Annotated in this window: 18 protein-coding genes; 6 read left to right on the top strand and 12 right to left on the bottom strand. The window is 36.7% G+C overall.

Annotated features, from left to right (window positions below):
* A partial coding sequence (locus MKX14_RS10325) for an FAD-dependent oxidoreductase (RefSeq protein WP_240282001.1) occupies positions 1-306 on the top strand: 306 nt, incomplete at its 5' end.
* Between the two features lie 174 nt (positions 307-480).
* On the top strand, positions 481-825 hold the full coding sequence (locus MKX14_RS10320) for a hypothetical protein (RefSeq protein ID WP_046812316.1): 345 nt from the start codon (positions 481-483) through the stop codon (positions 823-825).
* Between the two features lie 58 nt (positions 826-883).
* On the opposite strand, the gene gstB is transcribed toward MKX14_RS10320, so the two are convergent.
* Complete coding sequence (gstB, locus tag MKX14_RS10315; protein WP_039757466.1) at positions 884-1,495, bottom strand: glutathione binding-like protein; 612 nt, start codon at positions 1,493-1,495, stop codon at positions 884-886.
* Positions 1,496-1,702: 207 nt separating this feature from the next.
* Positions 1,703-4,141: an ExeM/NucH family extracellular endonuclease gene (locus MKX14_RS10310; protein ID WP_240282391.1), complete on the bottom strand. Its 2,439-nt coding sequence runs from the start codon at positions 4,139-4,141 to the stop codon at positions 1,703-1,705.
* A 145-nt stretch (positions 4,142-4,286) separates the two neighbouring features.
* Between MKX14_RS10310 and trmB the strand changes: the two genes are divergently transcribed.
* The gene (trmB, locus tag MKX14_RS10305) at positions 4,287-5,003 is read left to right on the top strand and encodes a tRNA (guanosine(46)-N7)-methyltransferase TrmB (RefSeq protein WP_002121537.1); all 717 of its coding nucleotides are present in this window, start codon (positions 4,287-4,289) and stop codon (positions 5,001-5,003) included.
* Positions 5,004-5,139: 136 nt separating this feature from the next.
* Here trmB and MKX14_RS10300 read toward each other — a convergent pair whose 3' ends face one another.
* From MKX14_RS10300 to MKX14_RS10290, 3 genes are all read right to left on the bottom strand, one after another.
* The gene (locus MKX14_RS10300) at positions 5,140-5,895 is read right to left on the bottom strand and encodes a hypothetical protein (protein WP_212511689.1); all 756 of its coding nucleotides are present in this window, start codon (positions 5,893-5,895) and stop codon (positions 5,140-5,142) included.
* Between the two features lie 123 nt (positions 5,896-6,018).
* Positions 6,019-7,005, bottom strand: a complete 987-nt coding sequence (locus MKX14_RS10295) for a hypothetical protein (protein ID WP_212511690.1) — start codon at positions 7,003-7,005, stop codon at positions 6,019-6,021.
* Positions 7,006-7,211: 206 nt separating this feature from the next.
* Complete coding sequence (locus tag MKX14_RS10290) at positions 7,212-8,129, bottom strand: hypothetical protein (RefSeq protein ID WP_212511691.1); 918 nt, start codon at positions 8,127-8,129, stop codon at positions 7,212-7,214.
* 370 nt (positions 8,130-8,499) lie between these two features.
* Between MKX14_RS10290 and yliJ the strand changes: the two genes are divergently transcribed.
* Positions 8,500-9,126: a glutathione S-transferase family protein gene (yliJ, locus tag MKX14_RS10285; protein WP_240282390.1), complete on the top strand. Its 627-nt coding sequence runs from the start codon at positions 8,500-8,502 to the stop codon at positions 9,124-9,126.
* Between the two features lie 14 nt (positions 9,127-9,140).
* Here the strand turns inward: yliJ and MKX14_RS10280 are convergent, their stop codons facing one another.
* The 5 genes from MKX14_RS10280 to MKX14_RS10260 all read right to left on the bottom strand — a co-directional run bounded on the left by MKX14_RS10280 (position 9,141) and on the right by MKX14_RS10260 (position 14,388).
* Entirely contained in the window at positions 9,141-9,920 is a 780-nt protein-coding gene (locus tag MKX14_RS10280) for a Rossmann-like and DUF2520 domain-containing protein (RefSeq protein ID WP_240282389.1), read from the bottom strand.
* Positions 9,921-10,013: 93 nt separating this feature from the next.
* Positions 10,014-11,441 (bottom strand): OmpA family protein, encoded by a 1,428-nt coding sequence (locus MKX14_RS10275; protein WP_240282388.1) that lies wholly within the window; start codon positions 11,439-11,441, stop codon positions 10,014-10,016.
* 213 nt (positions 11,442-11,654) lie between these two features.
* The gene (gene pyrX, locus MKX14_RS10270) at positions 11,655-12,890 is read right to left on the bottom strand and encodes a dihydroorotase (RefSeq protein WP_240282387.1); all 1,236 of its coding nucleotides are present in this window, start codon (positions 12,888-12,890) and stop codon (positions 11,655-11,657) included.
* Between the two features lie 12 nt (positions 12,891-12,902).
* Entirely contained in the window at positions 12,903-13,919 is a 1,017-nt protein-coding gene (pyrB, locus tag MKX14_RS10265) for an aspartate carbamoyltransferase catalytic subunit (RefSeq protein ID WP_002121555.1), read from the bottom strand.
* 124 nt (positions 13,920-14,043) lie between these two features.
* Positions 14,044-14,388, bottom strand: coding sequence for a hypothetical protein (locus MKX14_RS10260; RefSeq protein ID WP_069029948.1), 345 nt, complete (start codon positions 14,386-14,388; stop codon positions 14,044-14,046).
* Positions 14,389-14,627: 239 nt separating this feature from the next.
* Here MKX14_RS10260 and rlmKL point away from each other — a divergent pair, with 239 nt between their 5' ends.
* Positions 14,628-16,838 (top strand): bifunctional 23S rRNA (guanine(2069)-N(7))-methyltransferase RlmK/23S rRNA (guanine(2445)-N(2))-methyltransferase RlmL, encoded by a 2,211-nt coding sequence (rlmKL, locus tag MKX14_RS10255; RefSeq protein WP_213064628.1) that lies wholly within the window; start codon positions 14,628-14,630, stop codon positions 16,836-16,838.
* An 18-nt stretch (positions 16,839-16,856) separates the two neighbouring features.
* Here rlmKL and MKX14_RS10250 read toward each other — a convergent pair whose 3' ends face one another.
* Positions 16,857-17,273: a hypothetical protein gene (locus MKX14_RS10250; protein ID WP_108008491.1), complete on the bottom strand. Its 417-nt coding sequence runs from the start codon at positions 17,271-17,273 to the stop codon at positions 16,857-16,859.
* A 268-nt stretch (positions 17,274-17,541) separates the two neighbouring features.
* Between MKX14_RS10250 and MKX14_RS10245 the strand changes: the two genes are divergently transcribed.
* The gene (locus MKX14_RS10245) at positions 17,542-18,036 is read left to right on the top strand and encodes a CinA family protein (RefSeq protein WP_240282386.1); all 495 of its coding nucleotides are present in this window, start codon (positions 17,542-17,544) and stop codon (positions 18,034-18,036) included.
* 51 nt (positions 18,037-18,087) lie between these two features.
* On the opposite strand, the gene clpB is transcribed toward MKX14_RS10245, so the two are convergent.
* On the bottom strand, positions 18,088-20,667 hold the full coding sequence (clpB, locus tag MKX14_RS10240; RefSeq protein ID WP_005070314.1) for an ATP-dependent chaperone ClpB: 2,580 nt from the start codon (positions 20,665-20,667) through the stop codon (positions 18,088-18,090).
* Positions 20,668-20,777: the final 110 nt, after the last annotated feature.

The following is a 20,777-nucleotide window of genomic DNA, read 5'->3' as shown; positions in this document are numbered from 1 at the left end:
GGATCACAAGTGACTGGTCTTAAATATAAAGACCGTGCGACTGATGAAGAGCATGTAGTCGAGCTTACAGGTATCTTTGTACAGATTGGTTTATTGCCGAATACTGACTTCTTGAAAGACAGTGAAGTTGAGTTAACCAACCGTGGTGAGATCATTGTGAATGACCGCAACGAAACCAATGTGCAAGGTGTATTTGCTGCCGGTGATTGTACCACTGTACCTTACAAGCAAATCATTATTGCTACAGGTGAAGGTGCTAAAGCATCGCTCTCTGCGTTTGATTACATTATCCGTTCTGGGCAGTAAAACCTAGTCAAACCAGTACGATTTAACCCAAGCCTAGCATTACAAAATGCTAGGCTTTTTTAATATTAAAGTTACAACTCTTTAACAATTTTCGATCTTTATTAATCAGTTAGTTTATGTTTATATTTTAAACATCCATAATTTTGGATGCCATAAATTAGAAGGAAAAACACAATGAATAAATTACTTGTTGCTTTAGGTCTTGCTGCGACCGTTGCTCTTGTTGGATGTAATAAAGATAAAGCTCCAGAAACAGGTGCGACAACGGGTGAACACTTAGAAAATGCAGCTCAACAAGCAAGTGCTGATATTAAATCTGCTGGTGATAAAGCTGCAGAGGATATTGCTACCGCAACTGATAATGCTGCTGAGAAGATCGATGCTGCAACCGATCATGCTGCTGACGCAACCGCTGAAGCTGCTGCAAAAACTGAAGCGACTGCTCGTAAGGCAACTGCTGATGCAGCTCAAGCTGTTGAAAATACTGCTGCTGATGTGAAAAAAGATGCTCAACACTAATCATCTTTAGTATAAAAAAGCCCCTATTGATTAGGGGCTTTTTTGGCTCTGAAATCTTTTATGAAATTAAGCCTTCATCACGCATCGCAATTTGTACAGATTGACGCTCTGCTACTTTATTACGTAATGCAATAATGTGTTTATACGGTGTTAAGTCATGCTCAATTGAGTTTGACCAATTTGTTAAAACAAATAGATAAGCATCTGCTGGACCAAAATTATCATTTACCAAATAATCATAATCAGATTCAGACAAATAGTTATCGATATATTTTAAAAGACGGTCGATTTCTGCATAAGCTTTGGTTTTTTCATCATTTGTTAGAGGTGCCCCAAAGAAAACTGCATAAGCATCATGCAATTCAGAGTTCAAATAACCCAACCATTCCAATACTTTAGCACGGCCCATACCCGATGGCGGAATCAAATCCTGTTTAGGATCATGCTGAGCAAGGAAAGGTAAAATCGCAACGTTCTCAGTTAACATTAAACCAGGATTAATTTCCAAAGCTGGTACATATCCCTTTGGATTAATCTCGTAATAATCTGCGCCTTTTTCTGTTTTATGTGTTTTTAAATTTACTCGTTCTAAGTCAAAATCAACATTAATTTCATTTAAAATAATATGTGCAGCTAAAGAACATGCGCCTGGCGAATAATATAATTTCATATCTGATCCTTGTTATCTCATATTAACGTTTTAAATTGCTTCTAGAAAACCTGCAAGGTTTGCACAATTCCTTAATTGTAAAAAAGCGTAAACTTATAAAATACTTACACCATCTAATATTCTTGAAAAAGTTATTCCTTGCAAGTTGTCTTGCGTGACGATTGTTTAAAATATGATAAAACACATTTGCGTCACGCAATTTTTCCGTTAATTACGCTTAAACAGCTGACTAAGCCAATTCATTAATTCAGTTAAGAAATCAAAGATCCCATTTTTCTTATCATCGTCAGGGTGGCTTGAGTCTTTTCCATTTAAATCCAGATCGACAATTACAGGGTCATGGTCCGAAGAACGATAAGCATCTTCACCATAGAACAATGCCTTTTGCTCATCAGTTTTATATTCTTCGTTGTAGTCTAAAACGGTTGGCTCATCTGCATTGATATGCCATGCAAAGGTTCTCACTACTTTTGGATATAAAGCTGCATCAGCAATTGCATGGTCTAAGTTACCTGCTCCACCATTGCCGTTGGCATCACTCGCAACACCAAATACATAGCTATATGCCTGAGCACCCTGTCCTACCTTAGCGTCATTCAGCAAAACTTTGTAGTTTGCTTTTTCAAATGACAAAATAGGTTCTTCTTTTGCGTAGCTGTTCATATCACCTACAAGTAAAGCATTTTGCTTAGGGACTTGAGTTGGATTTTTCGCTAACCACTGCACAATTTGATCTACTGCTTTCACACGAGTCGGGTTCCAACAGCCTTGACCATCTTTTTGGTCTGCATCAATAGAGCTAGCATCAACTCCGCTACAGCTTTTCGATTTCAAGTGATTTGGAATAACGGTAAACGTTTTATTACCACGAACGGCTTGGAAACTTTGCGCCAATGTTGTTCGGTTCTTGTCGCCCAAATCAAGCACAACAGGTTTATTTAAAGGCTTAACGCGCTTGCTGTTATAGATAATAGCAACTGCGATCGCATCACCACCTAAACGATCTAAATTTTCAGGAACGACGTATTTCCAATCGCTACCTAAAGCACTGGTTAAATGAGCAATTGCACTATTTGGCCCATAACCATTGTTAGCAATTTCCATTAAACCGTAAACATCGGCATCAATCGCTTTGAGTGCACTCACAATTTTACGGTGCTGTTTATCAAACTCAGCTTGTGTTGTTGCACCACGTTCTGTTGGAAAACCAGTTGCACCATTGTCATAGTTCAAAACGTTAAATGAAGCTACACGAATGTGATTGGCATTTTTGGTAATGACACTTTGACGCGCGTTTGTTTGAGTAATTACTTCAGGTTGATTACGTCCAAGCACTGGTTGCACACGCCAACCATTAAAACGATATTCTAAAATACCTTCAGCATTTTTAAGTTGATAACCCGAACGTAGCGTATTAGCAGCGCTAAAATTTGTCGGTAACCAAGGTGTACGGTTTTGATTGTTATAGCCATCATCAAAAATAATTTTCGACAATAAATTTTTCTGAGCAAGAGCTTTAGCTTCAGGAGATAACGCTGGATATAAATTGGTTGGAATATATAAGCGGCCTAAGCTTAGAGATAATTCACCATAACGGCCATAATTGTAGTTCTCACTTACCGTTAAAGTCTGAGGTAATTTGACCAACATACCTTGATAACGCTGTGGAGAATGGGTCGAACTACCTGTTAAGCTAGCAAATGGGAGTTCAAGGCTAATCGGCTGAACCTGATTTGCCATATTGCTATTACAAGTTTGAATATCTTGTTGTAATTGATCGATCTGTAGCTGATTTTGATAAGTCGTTAAACGACCACGCAAAATAACTTCATCGCCAACTTGTCCGCCTTTTACAGCGCTGCTATTTGGAATATAAACAAAAATAGCATTGCTAACATTCGCACGTGCTTTGGTGTCAGGTGTTTGAATATAGAAACCAGAGAAACCATTGGCATAACGATAGTCAGCTGTAATCACCCCACGCACTGTATAAGTCTGGTCTTGATTTGATGTAGCTAAATCAGCAATTGGTGTATCTGAGCTTGAACAACTTACTGTTTCAATAGGAGGCTGAGTTGTAGAACCTGATAAATTTGAAAAGTCATTTCGATTTGCCCAAGCCGACCATGAACGGTCCAAATCAAATGCTGCGGTTGCATCAATACTTAAAGCTAGGTTCTCAGTTTCAATACGCTTAAAACTATTTCCCAAGCTCGAAACGGCTGTTCCCCATCCTGCTTCTGGTCGCTCACCAATACGCCCAAAACGGTCTACAGGTGTGCCTTTATAAACAAGTACAACGGCATCATCACCGTTAAAAGATAATGCAGCGACCTGATTTACTTTACTACCAAGTTCAGCCTGTAACTCAGAACGGCCTATCAAAAACTTCTGCTTACTGGTTAATGAACCTTGTAAACGGAAAGTCGCTGTTTTTGCTGTACCACCATTATTAAATTGTTGAATTTCATAGTCGGCTAAATTAACGGTGGTCCCATCTGGATTATAAATTTCCAAACCTTTGCGGTTACTACTGCCGTCAACATATTGACTAAACATGAGCTGTGCTTGTGCCCAAGGACTATATGTAAAAGCACCAAGTGCCCCTAATAGCACAGAAAGTGTGCGTAATTGAAAGTTTTTCATGAGTAAATATGTTCATTTGAAATTTATATAGATTCTTAGATTAAATATTGAACATGACATCTACATGAAGAAAAACACCGAAACATTTGACTTGACCACATGAAGACTTAAAATACCGCATTTGAATTTCAATATTGCCAAGGTTATGTCGATCGATCAGTTAGAAACGCAAATTGCAGACTTAGACAATTTGCCTGAACACCGTGAAATTGTGACGTTTATGCGTCGTTCAGCACCCCTTAATACGTCTCAACGCACGGCATTAGAACAACATCGCGATTTAATTTTGGAATATCCTGTTGGTGACTTACGCCAACACTTCGAACATCCAGAACGTCCTTTAACTGTTGAAATCGGTTTTGGTATGGGTCGTTCATTAGTACTTATGGCAAAAGCCAACCCTGAACGCAACTATGTGGGTATTGAAGTCCACGTACCTGGTATTGCTCAGTGTCTTTATGAAGCAGGTATGGCAGAACTTAAAAACTTACGTGTACTTGATGCAGATGCGATTCAGGTTTTACGTGAAATGCCAGACAACAGCATTAACTGCGTACAACTTTACTTCCCAGACCCTTGGCAAAAGAAACGTCATTTTAAACGCCGTTTTGTTATTCATGAGCGTATGCAATTGGTTGAACAGAAACTTGAGCTTGGTGGTACATTCCACGCAGCAACAGACTGGGAACCGTATGCTGAATGGATGCTTGATATTTTAGACAACCGTCCAGACCTTGAAAACTTGGCAGGTAAAGGCAACAGTTACCCACGTCCAGAATGGCGCCCAGTGACTAAGTTTGAACGCCGTGGTATTGAGTCAGGCCATAAAATTAATGACTTTATCTTTAAGAAGATTAAGTAAAATTTAACTATTAGAGACAAAAATGAAGGCATTAAATACTAGTATTTAATGCCTTTTTAAATTAGCGTAAATTATATACCTCAATATATTTTTAAATTACATATATATTAATAATTTAAGTTAATTATTAACATATTCATTTTCTAATATTTTTTGACTTAACTTCTAAAGGAGCTACGTTCCAGATATCTAATAAACGCCAAATTGCATTATCAATCTCTTGCCACTCTTCCCAATTATTTACATTTGTTTCCCATTTAACCCATACTCCACCATATTTATTAGGTTCATAACTATTTCCACGAATTTGAACAAACCGATTATCAACTGTATTTTCCAAAGTAAAAACTTCTAAAAGCACTCCAGTAACATCCTTATTTTTTGAATATCCATAACAAAGAAAAGCGTTATCAGATATATTCCTTTTATAACAATCCAAACCATTTTTTTTAAACTTTGATTTAAGATCTACATATTTAGAATTAAAGTTATTTAGCATTATTTTATTAGTATCTAATTTCTGCTCTCGCATATCTATAGTTAGACCTTCAATCTTAACTCGTACTTGATCTTTATGATCCGGTATATACCCATCTGTAGCCTGAAAACTTGATTTTCTTAAAACTAAATTAAATTGTAATTGCCGATTTGAATCAGGCATTGGTAAACTATCTATATCTTTTTGAGTGATTGAAGCAAATTTTTCAGGTATATAACTTATTGGAAACTGACCTAAATAATGTTCTCTTTCTGGGCGATAAAACTCCAAATCAAATTGATCAAAAATATGTATTCTACGTTCTCCTAATTTTGCTTTAACAACTAAATTATTATTTTGTTTCCATATAACAACATCCCCCTCTTGAGGTATATTGGCTTTTTCTTTACTCATGTATCCTCCTAAAAATAAAAAGCACATAAACAATAAATTTTTCTTTAGATATGACATTAGTTAATCTCTAAAATTATCAAAACTTCTAAATAGTATTAAAATTATAAAATAGCAAAAATCTAATTAATATAATTTATCTCTTTTTCTCAATGAAATATCTTCGCCACTTTGAGTTTCACTAGAGTTAAATATTTGCTCTTCTTCTGAAATAGTGCCACATGCTGTGACTAATATTTTTCTAACGTTTGGATGTATATCACGTCTTAAAGAGCCTATACTCATACGTAATCCATATCTTTGGACTTGTTCTGGCTCATTAAGTGCTAAATTTTCATATAACTTCATAATATAAATATTATCAATATTTTGACCATCAATTTGATCCAAATTTAAATCAGGTTCTTTGGTGCTATAAATTTTTTCATCTTCTTCCATTCTTTTCATATTTCCTACTATTTTTAAATCGTTTGCTTTAATCGATTTAAGGATTTCTTTATTATCACAACACAGCTTATCAATAGAATATCCTTCTATACTATAATTACCCTTACTTATTTTTTTCAAACTTGAAAGTGGATAAATTGTTCGTCCAAAAGTTATTACAGAATAGTTCATTGGCAAGTTTTTCACATAATCAACATCCACCCGATTATCTTTTGTCCACAAACTTTTTAAATTATTCTTATTTTGGCTTAAATCTTTGCATCTTCTTTTATATTTTTTACAATTTTCATTATTATAATAATCCTGCATTGTTGCTACTGCTACAACATCCATATTCTCTTCAAATGTTTTATCTATTTTTGCAGTACTTATCACTTTAATAATTTCCTCTTTATCATTAAAACTAAATTTAGAAACATACATTACATGATCATCCACATTAAATCCTTCACGACCATCTCTAATCCAATGTTCCATTTCTATAGCCAAAAAATCTGCTTTTAAATTTATTAGCTTTTCTTCATCAGTAAGATATTTATTCTCACTTGTGCAAAATCCTTTTTCTTCATTTTTATTCATTACATATTCATGATATTTATTATTAATAAAATCAAATATTACGAAAAACACCAATATAGCAAGAAAAAATATTTTATATTTCTTCATTTTAATCCCCACTCAAACTCAAGTAGATAGTTTGACTTTTAAATAATCTAAAAAGCTAATTAAAACACTATACGAAATCATATAATTCAAGCCAAAACAACCTCACCTTTCACAATTAATCAAAACTTTAAAATTAATATAAAGACAATAATTCATATTTTTTAACATAAACCATATCAAATATTATTATTTAGCCTAATCCAACTTCAATTAACACTCAATCTTTCTACAGGAAGGTAAACATTAAAATAAACCCTTCCACATTCATCAATAGGATGTATTTGGACTTCAATATTATTTTTTTGAATTGGCATATATTTCATATTCTCAATAAATGTATTAATTTCATAATCATAATACGAAACAACCAAATAATACTTAGTTATTTTTTGATTGGAAATATTATTAATTTTCTTATTTTTAATTACACTCTCATAATCCATAATACTACAACAGTTATATGGATAAAATTTTTGATTATTCTTATCCCCATCTGAAGAAAGTGTCAATAAAAAACTATTTTTATTATTGAGTTGCTGATAAAGATTTTTATTATTTACATCAATATTGTCTCGTATTTTTGAAAATCCTGTTAAAACTACAACACTACCATGAGAAATACCATCTAACACCAAATCCTCATCAAGTATTTTATTTCCTCTTTTTCCTACAGTAACTTTAGAATTAATTGTATTATATGGATTTTCAATTTGACTTTTAAAATTATTTTTCAAGTCATCAAGATTACGAATATTTTCTTTTAAAACAAATAGATTATAAGTAGCATTATCACTTTTTTCATTATCATCTACTTTATCTTTCGATTTTTTAAAAATAATATCATCTTTATAACTCTGAAAATAACTTGCCATCGCTCTTTCATACAATTGATCTTTATTAAATTTTTTAACCTGCAAACAAAAATTTTTCTCTATTTTTCTTTGTTCATAATTTTTTATAATAAAATAGCCACCCCAAATTAAAAGTAAAATTAATGATAATCCTAAAAAAATATACTTTATATAGATATTCTTAACCACCAGAAGAAGAAATTTAAAAATTAACCATAAGATTAAAAAAAATCCAAAAAAAATTGAAAACCCTATTAATAATAAATTAAACATATGAAATATTTTTCTCTATCTAATACTATTTTAAATTCTCATACAAAACAGTGTAATTTAAGTTGGAGAAAATGACTCGCCGACTTGGCATGCTTGGATTACGCCTTCCCCTATGATCTTGTCTTGATCATCAATTGTAAAATTAAGAAACATTAAGAATTTATATTTTCATTTTCAATACATTATTTTAACACCAACTATACAAAACTATCTGTACATTTCTAGCGCAACAGAATGATAAATATCAAGAAAATTATGCTTTTATAAGCGCTCTTTGTTCACTTATCTTTTTTTATTATTAAATCTTAAAAAATAAAAGAATCTGTATTACATTCAATTTACTGAAACTCACGAAAAGTTAGAAAACAATATGTTAAAAATTTTAGGGCGCGATAACTCCATTAACGTTCGCAAAGTCTTATGGCTATGTGAAGAATTAAATCTTGAATATGAAAGAGAAGACTGGGGTCGAGGCTTTCGCTCTGCTCAATCACCTGAATATTTACAATTAAACCCAAACGGGCAAATACCTGTTGTTTTAGATGGCGATTTAGTCCTTTGGCAGTCCAACAGTATTATCCGTTATTTGGCAAATGCGTATGATAAAGAACATCAGCTTTACCCTATTCAAGCGAAAGAAAGATTCTTTGTTGACCAGTGGATTGATTGGCAAGCAATCGAGCTGAATAACAGCTGGACTTATACAATTATGTCTCTGTTGAGACATTCACCAGATCATCAAGATCCAAACTTATTACAACAAGGTATTGATGACTGGAATCATCATATGCAGCTTCTCGATCAACAGCTTGCAAAAACCCAAGCCTATGTTGCTGGTTCACAATTTAGCTTGGCCGATATTCCAATTGGTCTGTCTGTACAACGCTGGAAAGCCACTCCTTTTGACCATCCAACACTTAAGTATGTTGACCAATATTTTGAACGTTTAAATCAACGTGCTGGTTTCTTAAAATGGGGCAATAACGGCGAACCTTGATCTTTAAATCAGCTTTAACTCGAGTGATGGCGCTTCACGATGCCATCACTTAAAAGTTGATAGACCTGTTTTAAATCATCTCGATTTGCTTGAGCCAATAAGTCTTGATGCATTGCCAAGATATTCTGATCTCCCCTTACCGCAGGCCCAGTTTGCATTTGCTTTGGATCATTTTCAGTCGCTTTTTTTGCTGTTTCTATAATTAAAGGATAGAGCAAACTAAAGTCGACCTGCTCTTTATCTACTACCTGCTTTGCCATATCAAAACAATAGTTACTAAAATTACAGGCAAATACTGCTGCTAAATGCAAAGTTAAACGCTGTTTTGAGGTGTATTGATATACTCTATTACTTAGGCTATTTGCTAAATTTAAAAGTAGTTTTTGATCGGTATCTGTTATCGCTTCAACAAATAATGGTGTGGCTTGCCAATCAACGTCTCTTTCAAGACTGAAAGTTTGCAAAGGATAAAATACCCCTGCTTTTTCATGTACCTGACTGATGACTTCAATATCTGTGCTACCAGAGGTGTGAACCATAAGTGTTTCAGGAAACAATTCATGAATCTGCTTTGCAAGCTCTGCAATCGCACTATCTGAAACCGCTAAAATGATAAGATCGGTCGGTTGAAATTCTCGAAGAGACTGACATGCTTTTGCCTGAAATTGCTTTGCAAACTTTTGGGTTTTCTCAAAATCACGCGCATAGACTTGTACGATGTGATGACCTTGAGCCAAAAGTACCTTTGCCAAATGAAAAGCAACTCGCCCACTTCCAACCAAACTAATTTTCATATCGATCCAACACTATTTGTTTCAACAAAAAAGCTTCTCAAAATGAGAAGCTTTTTTCAAATTAAAATATCTAATTTTTCATAAATCAGAATATTATTGAGCTACTGAAAACTCGATACGACGGTTTTTAAAGCGTCCTTCTTCTGTTGCATTCTCTGCAACAGGCTGATCAGAGCCATGACCTTGTGCAACTAATTTAGACCCGTCTACACCTTTAGATGTTAAATAGTCGACTACTGCTTGAGCACGGCGTTGTGATAAAGCTTTATTTGCCGCAGCGTTGCCTGTTGAGTCGGTATGACCACCCACATTTAATTTCACACCACTGACTTTATTTAAAAGTGTTGCAGCTTGATCAAGAATAGCTTTGTTGTCTGCTGGAATATCGCTTGAGCCACTCGCAAAATTAATGATTTGCAAGTTAAGTGCTTTTACTAATGCATTTACATCGACATTATTCGGATCAATTGAGCCTAGAGCAGTTTGCGAAGCAGTTAAGCTATTGCTTACAGATTGCTCAGCTGTTTCTGGTGCAGTAGAAACAACTTCAGTGTGAGGAACAAGCGCTTTTACTTTAGCAGTTAATGCTGCTAACGCTGCTGCATCACCTGCTTTCAAAGTAATTTTGTCACCTATCCATTCTAAAGATGCATTTGGCACACCTTTCAATGCACCAAGCACGCCAGCAAGTGCATCTTTATCTGTAAACCCAGCTGCATATGTTTGACTAGTATCAACGTTGCAATCTTGAGTTGATGAGAAAACCTGCTTAACTTGGGTTTGTAATGTCGCTAAGAATCCTTGATCGCCAATACCTGCCTGACACTGGCTAACAGCACCTTTATCATCTGTGCTTAAAGTTAAACTCGCAGGTGCAGCTGTGGTAGTAGCTTCAACACCACTTGCAGCCGTTGGTTCTGGTGCTGGCACAGCTTCTTTATGCTGGCAAGAACGCCATAACCAAGCAATGATAAGGCCCAAAATAATTAAGGCAATAATAGGGAGGAACCCACGAGATTTGCCTGTTTTTTCACTGGCTGCAGCTAATGGTGGGGCTGCTGAAGTTGCATGTGGAACTGAAGATAAACCTGCACCAAGTCCTAAAGGAGCTAATAGACCTACTGCCCATCCCGGTAAATGCGAACGAATAGTATCTGCATGCTGACGTAAATAATTTACAATACTCTGTTGATCATTTCCGGCAACGTCTGAAATTGCATTAAGGCTGGGTTTAATCGCGCTGTTGAGTGTACTTTCTATTTCATTATTTGGTGCTGTACCGCTTAAGTGAGTAAGTACAGTATTCTTGATTTGGTCATTATGAGAAAAAAGGTCTGATAATGAGGGAGCCAAACTATTTTTTAATTGTCCAATAAGATCAGGTTTAGCAGCTAATAGTGAAAGCAAAATTGGATAAAACATAGATAAAGCATTCGATTTTTCGCCTAGGTATCCGTCCTGATTATTTAATATAGTTGATGATACTTTTTCTTTAAGCAGTTCTATAGGGTTTATCGACATTGGTTATTCTCCCGAATTTTATACGTCGTAACCAGCAACTTTTGATTATTCAAATACTTCTCTTTGCTGATAGTTTTTTATTCTAATGTGCGCTCAATCTTTTGTTGTTTTTTAAATAATTTATATACAAATTTCTATCTAGTATTTACAAAACAGGCAGATCTTATTGATCTACCTGTTTATATTTTAAATTTACTTTAAATAACCGTTTTATCAATTAGCAAAAGTTTGAAGTACTTTACCGGTAAGGTTTTGACCCAGCAATGGAGTATTTTTCCCTTGTGATAAAATTGTGTCTTTGCTTACTGTCCAGCTTAATTCAGGATCGACTAACACCCATCCTGCTTCATCTTCCCAACGCGAGGTCATATTGGCAACCTGCGCAGGTACGCTAGTCACTTTCTCCACCCACTCTAAAGGTTCAAATAAGCCTTCATTAATGAGTTGAATGCCTAAAGATACATAAGTATCAAAAGCAGTAATGCCCGGTTGAGTTTCAGCAAATGGTGCCATTTTTGCGGAGCTGCTTAAAGGTTCGTGATGCGTACAAATTGCATCAATCACGCCTTCTTTTAAACCTTGACGTAAAAGTTCTTTATCTTGCTCAGAACGCAATGGTGGACGAACATGCGCAAGTGAATTGAAACCATCAGTTAAGTGTTCAGTTAAATGCAACTGATGCATTGCTACATCGGCAGTCACAGGTAAACCTTTTGCTTTTGCTGCGCGGATTAATTCAACCGATGCACCGCAAGATAACAAACCAAAGTGAGCTTTTACGCCAGTTGCTTCAATCATAAGCAAATACTTTGCAATTGCTACAGTTTCAGCAATTGCAGGAATCATCGGCAAACCTTGGCGAGAAGCAATAAAGCCTTCGTGTGCACATCCATCTTTAGCAATCTGCGGCTCTTCAGCATAAAACACGACTGTTAAACCGAGACCTGCTGCATATTCCAAGGTACGAATAACTACATCATCATTTTCAAAAGCAGCATTCGCATTAGAAACAGCAGTACAACCACCTTTTTTCAAGCCCGCCATGTTTGCTGGTTGCTTACCATTTAAACCTTGGGTTTGAGCACCAATGATATGCATGTGAATGCCCCCATCATGCCATGCCTTTTCAATCAAGCCATGAATGAGAGCACCGTTGTCTTGTACAATCGGCTTTGAATCAGGTGGTGTAATCACATGCAAAATACCATTGGCACGTGCTGCCTTACCTTCCGATTTCAATGTCCCATGTTGCTGTTGACCCGGTTCACGTAAACGCGCGCACAAATCAACCATGGTTGGCATTAACCATTTACCTTGGCCATCAATGGTTTGCTCAACTTGCTCAACTGGAGCAACCAACTTGCCATTTTCAATATATACAGTTTGTACGCTGTCTGATTTTTGGATTGGGTCTAACACACGTACATTTTCAATTTTTACAATACTCATGTGATCCATTCCTTACAACGTAATCGCTTCAATTAAACCTTGCTCTTGGAGTTGGCCTTGCATTGATAACGCCAATACGGCCATACGTACTGCAATACCATTGGTTACTTGTTTCAAGATAACCGACTGATCTCCATCAGCAACACTTGAATCAATTTCTACACCACGATTCATTGGTCCTGGATGCATCACAATACAATCTGGTTTAGCTAAACCAAGACGTTCTTTGTTTAAACCATACATTCTGTAGAATTCAGACTGTGAAGATAGTGCTGGTGAGTCAATACGTTCATTTTGAATACGTAAAGCAATAATCACATCACAATCGGTAATGCCTTCATCCATCTTGTTGAACAAGCGAACGTGCTCGCCATATTCCGAAAAGCCCACTGGCAATAATGTATTCGGTGCAATCACACGAATATCTTTACAACCTAGTGTTTGTAATGCAGCTACATCCGAACGTGCTACACGAGAGTGTTTAATGTCCCCGATAATAGCAACGCTTAAATCTTCAAATGGTTTTTTAGTTTCACGGCGAATAGTGAGCATATCAAGCATCGCTTGCGTCGGATGAGCATGACGTCCATCCCCTGCATTAATAATCGCGACCTTTGGACATACATCTTTAGCAATGAAATGTGCAGCACCCGAAGATGAATGGCGAACAACAAAGATATCCGCTGCCATTGCTTCAAGGTTCCAGAGCGTATCGCGCAGAGTTTCACCTTTTGAAGTACTTGAACGTGCAATATCAATGTTCAGTACATTGGCAGACAAACGTTTTGCTGCTGCTTCAAAAGTAGTACGGGTACGTGTGGAGTTTTCAAAGAAGAGATTCATAACCGTCAATCCCTCTAAGAGCGGACGGTTAATTAAATTATTATTATCGTCTAAAAAGCTTTGTGCGGTATCTAAAATCTTGGTGAGGTTTTCTTTTGAAAGTCCCTCAATCGTTAAAAAATGTTTTAAATTTCCGTCTTGATTGAGCTGAACCTGGCTCGGTTGATGCAACGCTGCAATATGCATAATGGATTCCTATGGGTCGAATCGCGAAAACGTGCATAGTGTAGCTGAATTCCGCTCTTTTCGCAGAAGAACTTTACAGAATAAGGCCCTAAATTAACCAGAAAATTTAGGACCTTGATCTAGATTATCTCAAGGCACCAATATAATGATGTGGAACTTGTGCTCGATAAATATCCTCGGCGGTAATTTCCGACTCTTCATCGACTTTAACAACAGCAATTTTTTCTTTTAGAGAAGGCTCAGGTATTGTATCAACCAACGATTTCAATCGCTCAACACATCGTTTTAATTCGTCATCCTCCGATTCTAGTGCCAGCGCAATGACATATTTTGCATAATCTTTATTTTGGACAACGTACATTGCATCTATTACGCGCCCCGTCACCCTACGCATGCGTACATATATTTGTGTCGCTACTGAGAAAGCATCTGCATTAGCAATAAAACCATTCCCCATCATGTCTTTCATTTATAATTACCCCATCAATTTAAAATAATAAAGTGGTTAAAAACTGGCTATGTTTGTTAATTAAATAACCATTGATAGGATTGAGTTAGCAAAATACATACCACTTTAATTGCATTAATCTTTAAAAATCAGTTTATTGGTTGGATTATGATATGTTGCAATAATTTAAAAACCTTTACACATCAAAATAAGTTAAACTTTGCATCGTTAATATTTATATGTTTTGGTCAATCGAGTTTATGAATACCTCTTTACGTTTAAACCACTATTGGATTACTTGTGCTGATGGTTTAGAAGCCCTCTTACAAGAAGAAATAGAACAGCTTGGCACCAAAGTGACAGAACGTAAAGCAGGACGTTTAATCATTGAAGGGACGCTTGAACATGCTTATCGCATCTGTATGTGGTCGCGTCTTGCTTCACGTGTTTTACTTCCAATTCATACTTATGAACTCGAACATACACATGATGCACGTGATGTAGCTGAAGAGCTTTATGAAGGTGCGATTAGCTTTGACTGGTCACTTATTTTTGCACCACAAAGTACCTTCGCAATTCGCTTACATGCAGAACGTGAAATTAAGGTTAATACTCAATTTGCAACACTTCGAGCAAAAGATGGTGTTGTCGATTCTTTTATGGAAGCTGTAGGTCGTCGTCCGAGCATTGACACTAAACAACCAGAAATTACGTTATATGTTTTAGCAGGTAAAACTGAGCATACATATTGCCTAGATTTATCTGGTGATTCATTACATAAACGTGGTTACCGCCGTTATATGACGGATGCACCAATCAAAGAAAACCTTGCGGCGGCAATCTTACAAAAAGCTCAGCTTCAACAACGTAAGCCCGAGATTGTGCTCGACCCAATGTGTGGTTCAGGTACATTTATTATTGAAGCATTAATGATTTTGACTGACCGTGCGCCAGGACTTGTTCGCCGTTTTGGATTTAATGGTTGGCATGGTCATGACCGCGAACTTTGGCTTTCAATTAAAGCTGAAGCAGCAGAACGTCATGAAAAGGCACTTGAATTACCTTTACCTAAATTTTATGCCTACGATGCAGACTGGGAAGCTGTAAAAGCAACCCGTGAAAATATTATTGCGGCTGGCTTTGAAAAAGTATTAGGTCAAATTCAGATTGAAGAACGTACTTTAGCTGACTGGCCTGATTTTTCAGCTGAAGGCAAAACTGCATTTATTGTGACAAACCCGCCCTATGGTGAACGTTTAGGTGATAAAGCATCTAACCGCTCTCTTTACCTAGGTTTATCTGCACTTTTACAAAAACATTTCCCAAATCAATATGCAGCAATTATTGCAGCGCAAATTGAACAAGCCGATGTTTTAGCGTTTGAAGCACCTGAAACTTTACGCTTAATGAATGGTAAATTACCGATTTACATTCGCTTTGGTTCAATTAAGCCAGAAAAAGTTACACAACCATTCTTAGCAACTTGGCAAGCTCAACCTATTGAAATGGAAGAAGCTCAAGATTTTGCTAACCGTTTGCAAAAAAATATGACTGCCTTGAAAAAATGGGCAACGAAAGAAAATGTTTATTGCTTACGTTTGTATGATGCAGACTTACCTGATTTTAATGTCGCTGTAGATTTATATGGCGATCGCTTACACGTTCAGGAATATGCACCACCAAAAACAATCGATCCTGAAAAAGCAAAGAAACGTTTTAATTTAGCACTCGCTGCAATTCGTGCTGTTACTGGTTTAAACCGCGATGCCATCTTTATTAAGACACGAGCACGCCAAACAGGTACAAATCAATATACAAAACAAAGTACTGCCTCAAAACGTTTTATCGTTCAGGAAGGTAAAGCTAAAATTTTAGTTAACCTGACAGATTACCTAGATACAGGTTTATTCCTTGACCACCGTCAAATGCGTTTACGTATTGCTCAAGAAGCTCGTGGTAAGCACTTCTTGAACTTATATAGCTACACCTCTACAGCAAGCTTACATGCTGCTTTAGGCGGTGCTGCAAGTACGACAAGTGTAGACTTATCTAATACTTACTTAAGCTGGTCAAAAGAAAATTTCGTTTTAAATGGCCTGACTGTAGATCATGCAGATGAACAGCACATGTTCTTTGCGAGTGACTGTTTTGAGTGGTTAAAAGAAGGTCATGAACAATACGATCTTATTTTTATTGATCCACCGACATTCTCAAACTCTAAAAAGTTCTACGGTACTTTCGACGTCCAACGCGACCATGTTTCACTGATTAAACGTGCAATGAACCGTCTAAACAGTGAAGGAACGCTCTATTTCTCAAACAACTATCGTGGCTTTGAAATGGACGAAGAGATCGAAGCTATTTTTCAGGTTGAAGAAATCACTTCTGAGACCATTGGTCCTGATTTTAAACGTAATCAGAAAATCCACCGTGCATGGAAAATCCAGCACCCTGGTCTAGATCAATATTAATAAGATTAGAGGTTATTATTACTTCACGGTAATAATAACCTCACCATGAATATTTTTTGATTCAAAATCATATTTGGTAAAGCGGTCTGCTCTTTCGGGTAATGCTATCATTTCCAGTTTTTTCTTTTCCTTACTATCAATCACATGATTTTGTTTTTGTTCTTGATAAGGTGAAAGTACACTTGTTCTAAGAGCATCCCATCGAACTTGTTGTAAATAATTATCCCCTAACACCTGACGTGCTTGTTGTTGTTCTATCATTGGTTTCTTAGCATCGTCTTGAGCTTTCGCAATAATCACAGGTAAGGCTGCATTCACCGCCCCTGTTTGCGTTGCTAAGGCCCCTTCACTTAGAGGCTGCGCAGCCCATACATTAATTGGTATCAGCGTAATACAACCTAAAATACACAGCGCAGATCCTTGTTTATTGTTCATTGCATTTATCCTAAATTGTTATTGTTCGTTATATCGAACAAAATTAACAATTTTTTAAACATGTCGCAATGTTATAAATAGACTTCCCGACAATTAACATTGATCATTTTAAAACCTGAAATATTTCACAAGCATTTAGTGAATATTCAAGTTGTTTTATAGATTTTTATCTCAGACTTGTACGACACTGCTAAATCACTTACTGTAATTTTAAAATTTATCTATAAATTGATTTTATTTATAAATAAACACCATTCGAGGTGAAATAATGCTTCAGTACTGCTGCCAACTATTAGAAGATCGCCAGCTCAAAATCGCCTTTATTGAAAGCGCCAGTTCCGGTTATTTAACCAGTCAATTTTCTATTCACAAAAATAGTGGTGCAGATATTTTACTGGGTGGCTTAGTTAGCTACGACCCAAGCATTAAAATTAGTATTTTAAATATCGATCCAAAGTTAATAGAGATTTACACAGCAGAGTCACCGCAAGTCACGGAGGAAATGTGTAGGCTGGGTCAAAGCTTATTTCAACAAGCTGATATTATTGTCAGTTGTACTGGGCTATTAAAATCTGGCGGAAGTGAAACCCCAGAAAAACCTGTGGGCACCTTTTTTATTTGCATTTCTTACCAACAGCATATTTACCATTATCGTTATTTTTTATCTGGTCACTCAGAACAAAAGTTAAAGACATTAACTCAGAAAGTTTCAGATGCCATAATTGCTTTACTCACTTCAACCATAAAAAGTGATTCACCATAAAAAAAAGAGAATATGTTTCCATATTCTCTTTTCGGTTTTAGCAGACAAAGCTTAGCTGAGTTTCATTTTATCGAAGACTAAATGCCCATTTTCGCCTTTGACTAGAATAGTATCACCTGCGACAAAATCACCCGACAAGATTTTTTGTGCTAATGTGTTTTCAATCTGTTGTTGAATAGCACGTTTCAATGGACGCGCGCCATATACAGGATCGAAACCAGCATCAATCAATAAATCAAAAGCGGTATCATCTACAGTTAAACTCATGTCACGGTCAACAAGACGCGAACGTAATCGATCCAACTGAATATCGGCAATGCCACGAATTTGTGCTTTTTTAAGTGAATGGAAAATTACAAGCTCATCAATTCGGTTAATAAATTCCGGACGGAAATGCTGACTTACCGCATTCATTACAATGGTACGCACTTCATCGTCTGTTGCACCCTCACCTAGCTCACGTACATCCTGTGAACCTAAGTTCGAGGTCATCACAATCACAGTGTTTTTAAAGTCTACTACTCGACCTTGTGAGTCGGTTAAGCGGCCATCGTCCAATACCTGGAGCAAGATATTGAATACATCTGGATGTGCTTTTTCAACCTCATCAAACAACACCACGCTATATGGCTTACGGCGAACAGCTTCAGTTAAAACACCACCTTCTTCATAACCGACATATCCTGGAGGTGCGCCAACCAAACGGCTAACAGAATGTTTCTCCATAAATTCACTCATGTCGATACGAATCATGGCATCATCACTGTCAAACAAGAAGTTAGCTAAAGCTTTAGTCAACTCTGTTTTACCAACACCTGTTGGACCCAAGAACAAGAATGATCCACTAGGACGATTCGGGTCAGACAAACCGGCACGTGAACGGCGAACAGCATTCGATACCGCAACAACTGCTTCATCTTGCCCAACGACACGATCATGTAAAAACTCCTCCATATTAAGAAGTTTTTCACGCTCGCCTTGCATCATTTTAGCAACCGGAATACCTGTTGCAGCACTAACAACTTCAGCAATTTCATTTTCAGTCACTTTAGTACGAATGAGTTTTGGCTCTTCGTTCTCTTCTGCAACTTCATCTTGCTCCAGTTGTTTTTGCAACTCTGGAATTACGCCATACTGTAAACGTGCTGCCTCAGCCAAATCCCCTTCACGCTGAGCTTTCTCAAAAGCAATACGTGCTTTATCAAGTTCCACCTGAGCCTGTTTAGTACCTTCTACCAAAGTTTTTTCAGACTTCCAGATTTCTTCAAGATCGTTGTATTCTTTCTCGACTTCAGCAATCTGTTTTTCAAGATGAGTGACTTCAGCTTTACTGCCTACATCTTCATCTTTTTTCACAGCTTCCAATTGCATTTTCAACTGGATTAAACGGCGATCGAGCTTATCAAGTGCTTCAGGTTTAGAGTCAATCTCCATTTTAATACGAGAAGCTGCCTCATCAATCAAATCAATTGCCTTGTCTGGTAATTGACGATCAGTGATGTAACGATGAGACATTTTCGCCGCAGCAATAATCGCAGAGTCTAAAATTTGCACACCATGGTGAGTGGCATATTTTTCTTTGAGTCCACGTAAAATTGCAATCGTATCTTCAACACTTGGCTCATCAACTAGCACTTTTTGGAAACGACGCTCTAAAGCTGCATCTTTTTCAATATATTGACGATATTCATCTAAGGTCGTCGCACCCACACAGCGCAATTCACCACGTGCTAATGCAGGTTTTAACATATTACCAGCATCCATTGCGCCATCACCTTTACCTGCACCTACGAGTGTATGTAACTCATCAATAAACAGGATGATTTCGCCTTCGTGTTTTGCCAAGTCTTTTAAAACAGCTTTTAAACGTTCTTCAAACTCACCACGATATTTAGCACCAGCCAGTAATGAACCTAAGTCGAGGGATAAAACACGTTTATTTTTTAATCCCTCTGGCACTTCACCATTCACAATACGCTGTGCCAAACCTTCAACAATAGCGGTTTTACCTACACCCGGCTCACCAATAAGAACAGGGTTGTTTTTGGTACGACGCGATAAAACCTGAATGGTACGGCGAATTTCATCGTCACGCCCAATGACAGGATCAAGTTTTCCAGATAAAGCACGCTCTGTTAAATCAATCGTATATTTATTAAGTGAGTCACGTTGGTCTTCGTGATTATTACTCATGACTTTGTCATTACCTCGAATATGTTCAATTACTTTGCGTAAGCTGTCGGGAGTTACACCTACCGCACTTAAAATATTTTTAGTTTCGCCTGTCTCTGCCAAACCTAATAAAACCCAGTCAGTTGATAAAAATTCATCACCTGCCTTTTGCGCATATCTGTCTGCCAAATTAAGCGCTTTAACGGCTTCTGGGTTTAAGTTGACATCACCCGTTGGGTTGGCAATTGTCGGCGCATCTTTTATAGCCTGTTCAAGTTTTTGTTTAAGTTCAGGTAACCGTGCACCTGCTTGTTGCAACAAACTAATATTTGATGGCTCTTCTAACAAGGTAGACAAAATATGAATACCTGCGATAGCGGTATGGTCTTTACCCATCGCTAAAGATTGAGCATCTGAGAGGGCTTGCTGCAAGCGGTTTGTAAATTTCTCAAAACGCATTCTTGTTATTCCTCACAACAAATTTGTACTTGTCTAATAGATGGGAACACTTCTTCGAATTTCAAATAAATTTTTATATATTTTTCATAATGTTATAAAAATAACAATGA

Origin of the sequence: Acinetobacter pittii (genome assembly GCF_022449185.1) — a bacterium.
GTDB classification, from domain to species: Bacteria; Pseudomonadota; Gammaproteobacteria; order Pseudomonadales; family Moraxellaceae; genus Acinetobacter; species Acinetobacter pittii_I.
This window is presented reverse-complemented; position numbering and strand designations above follow the sequence as displayed.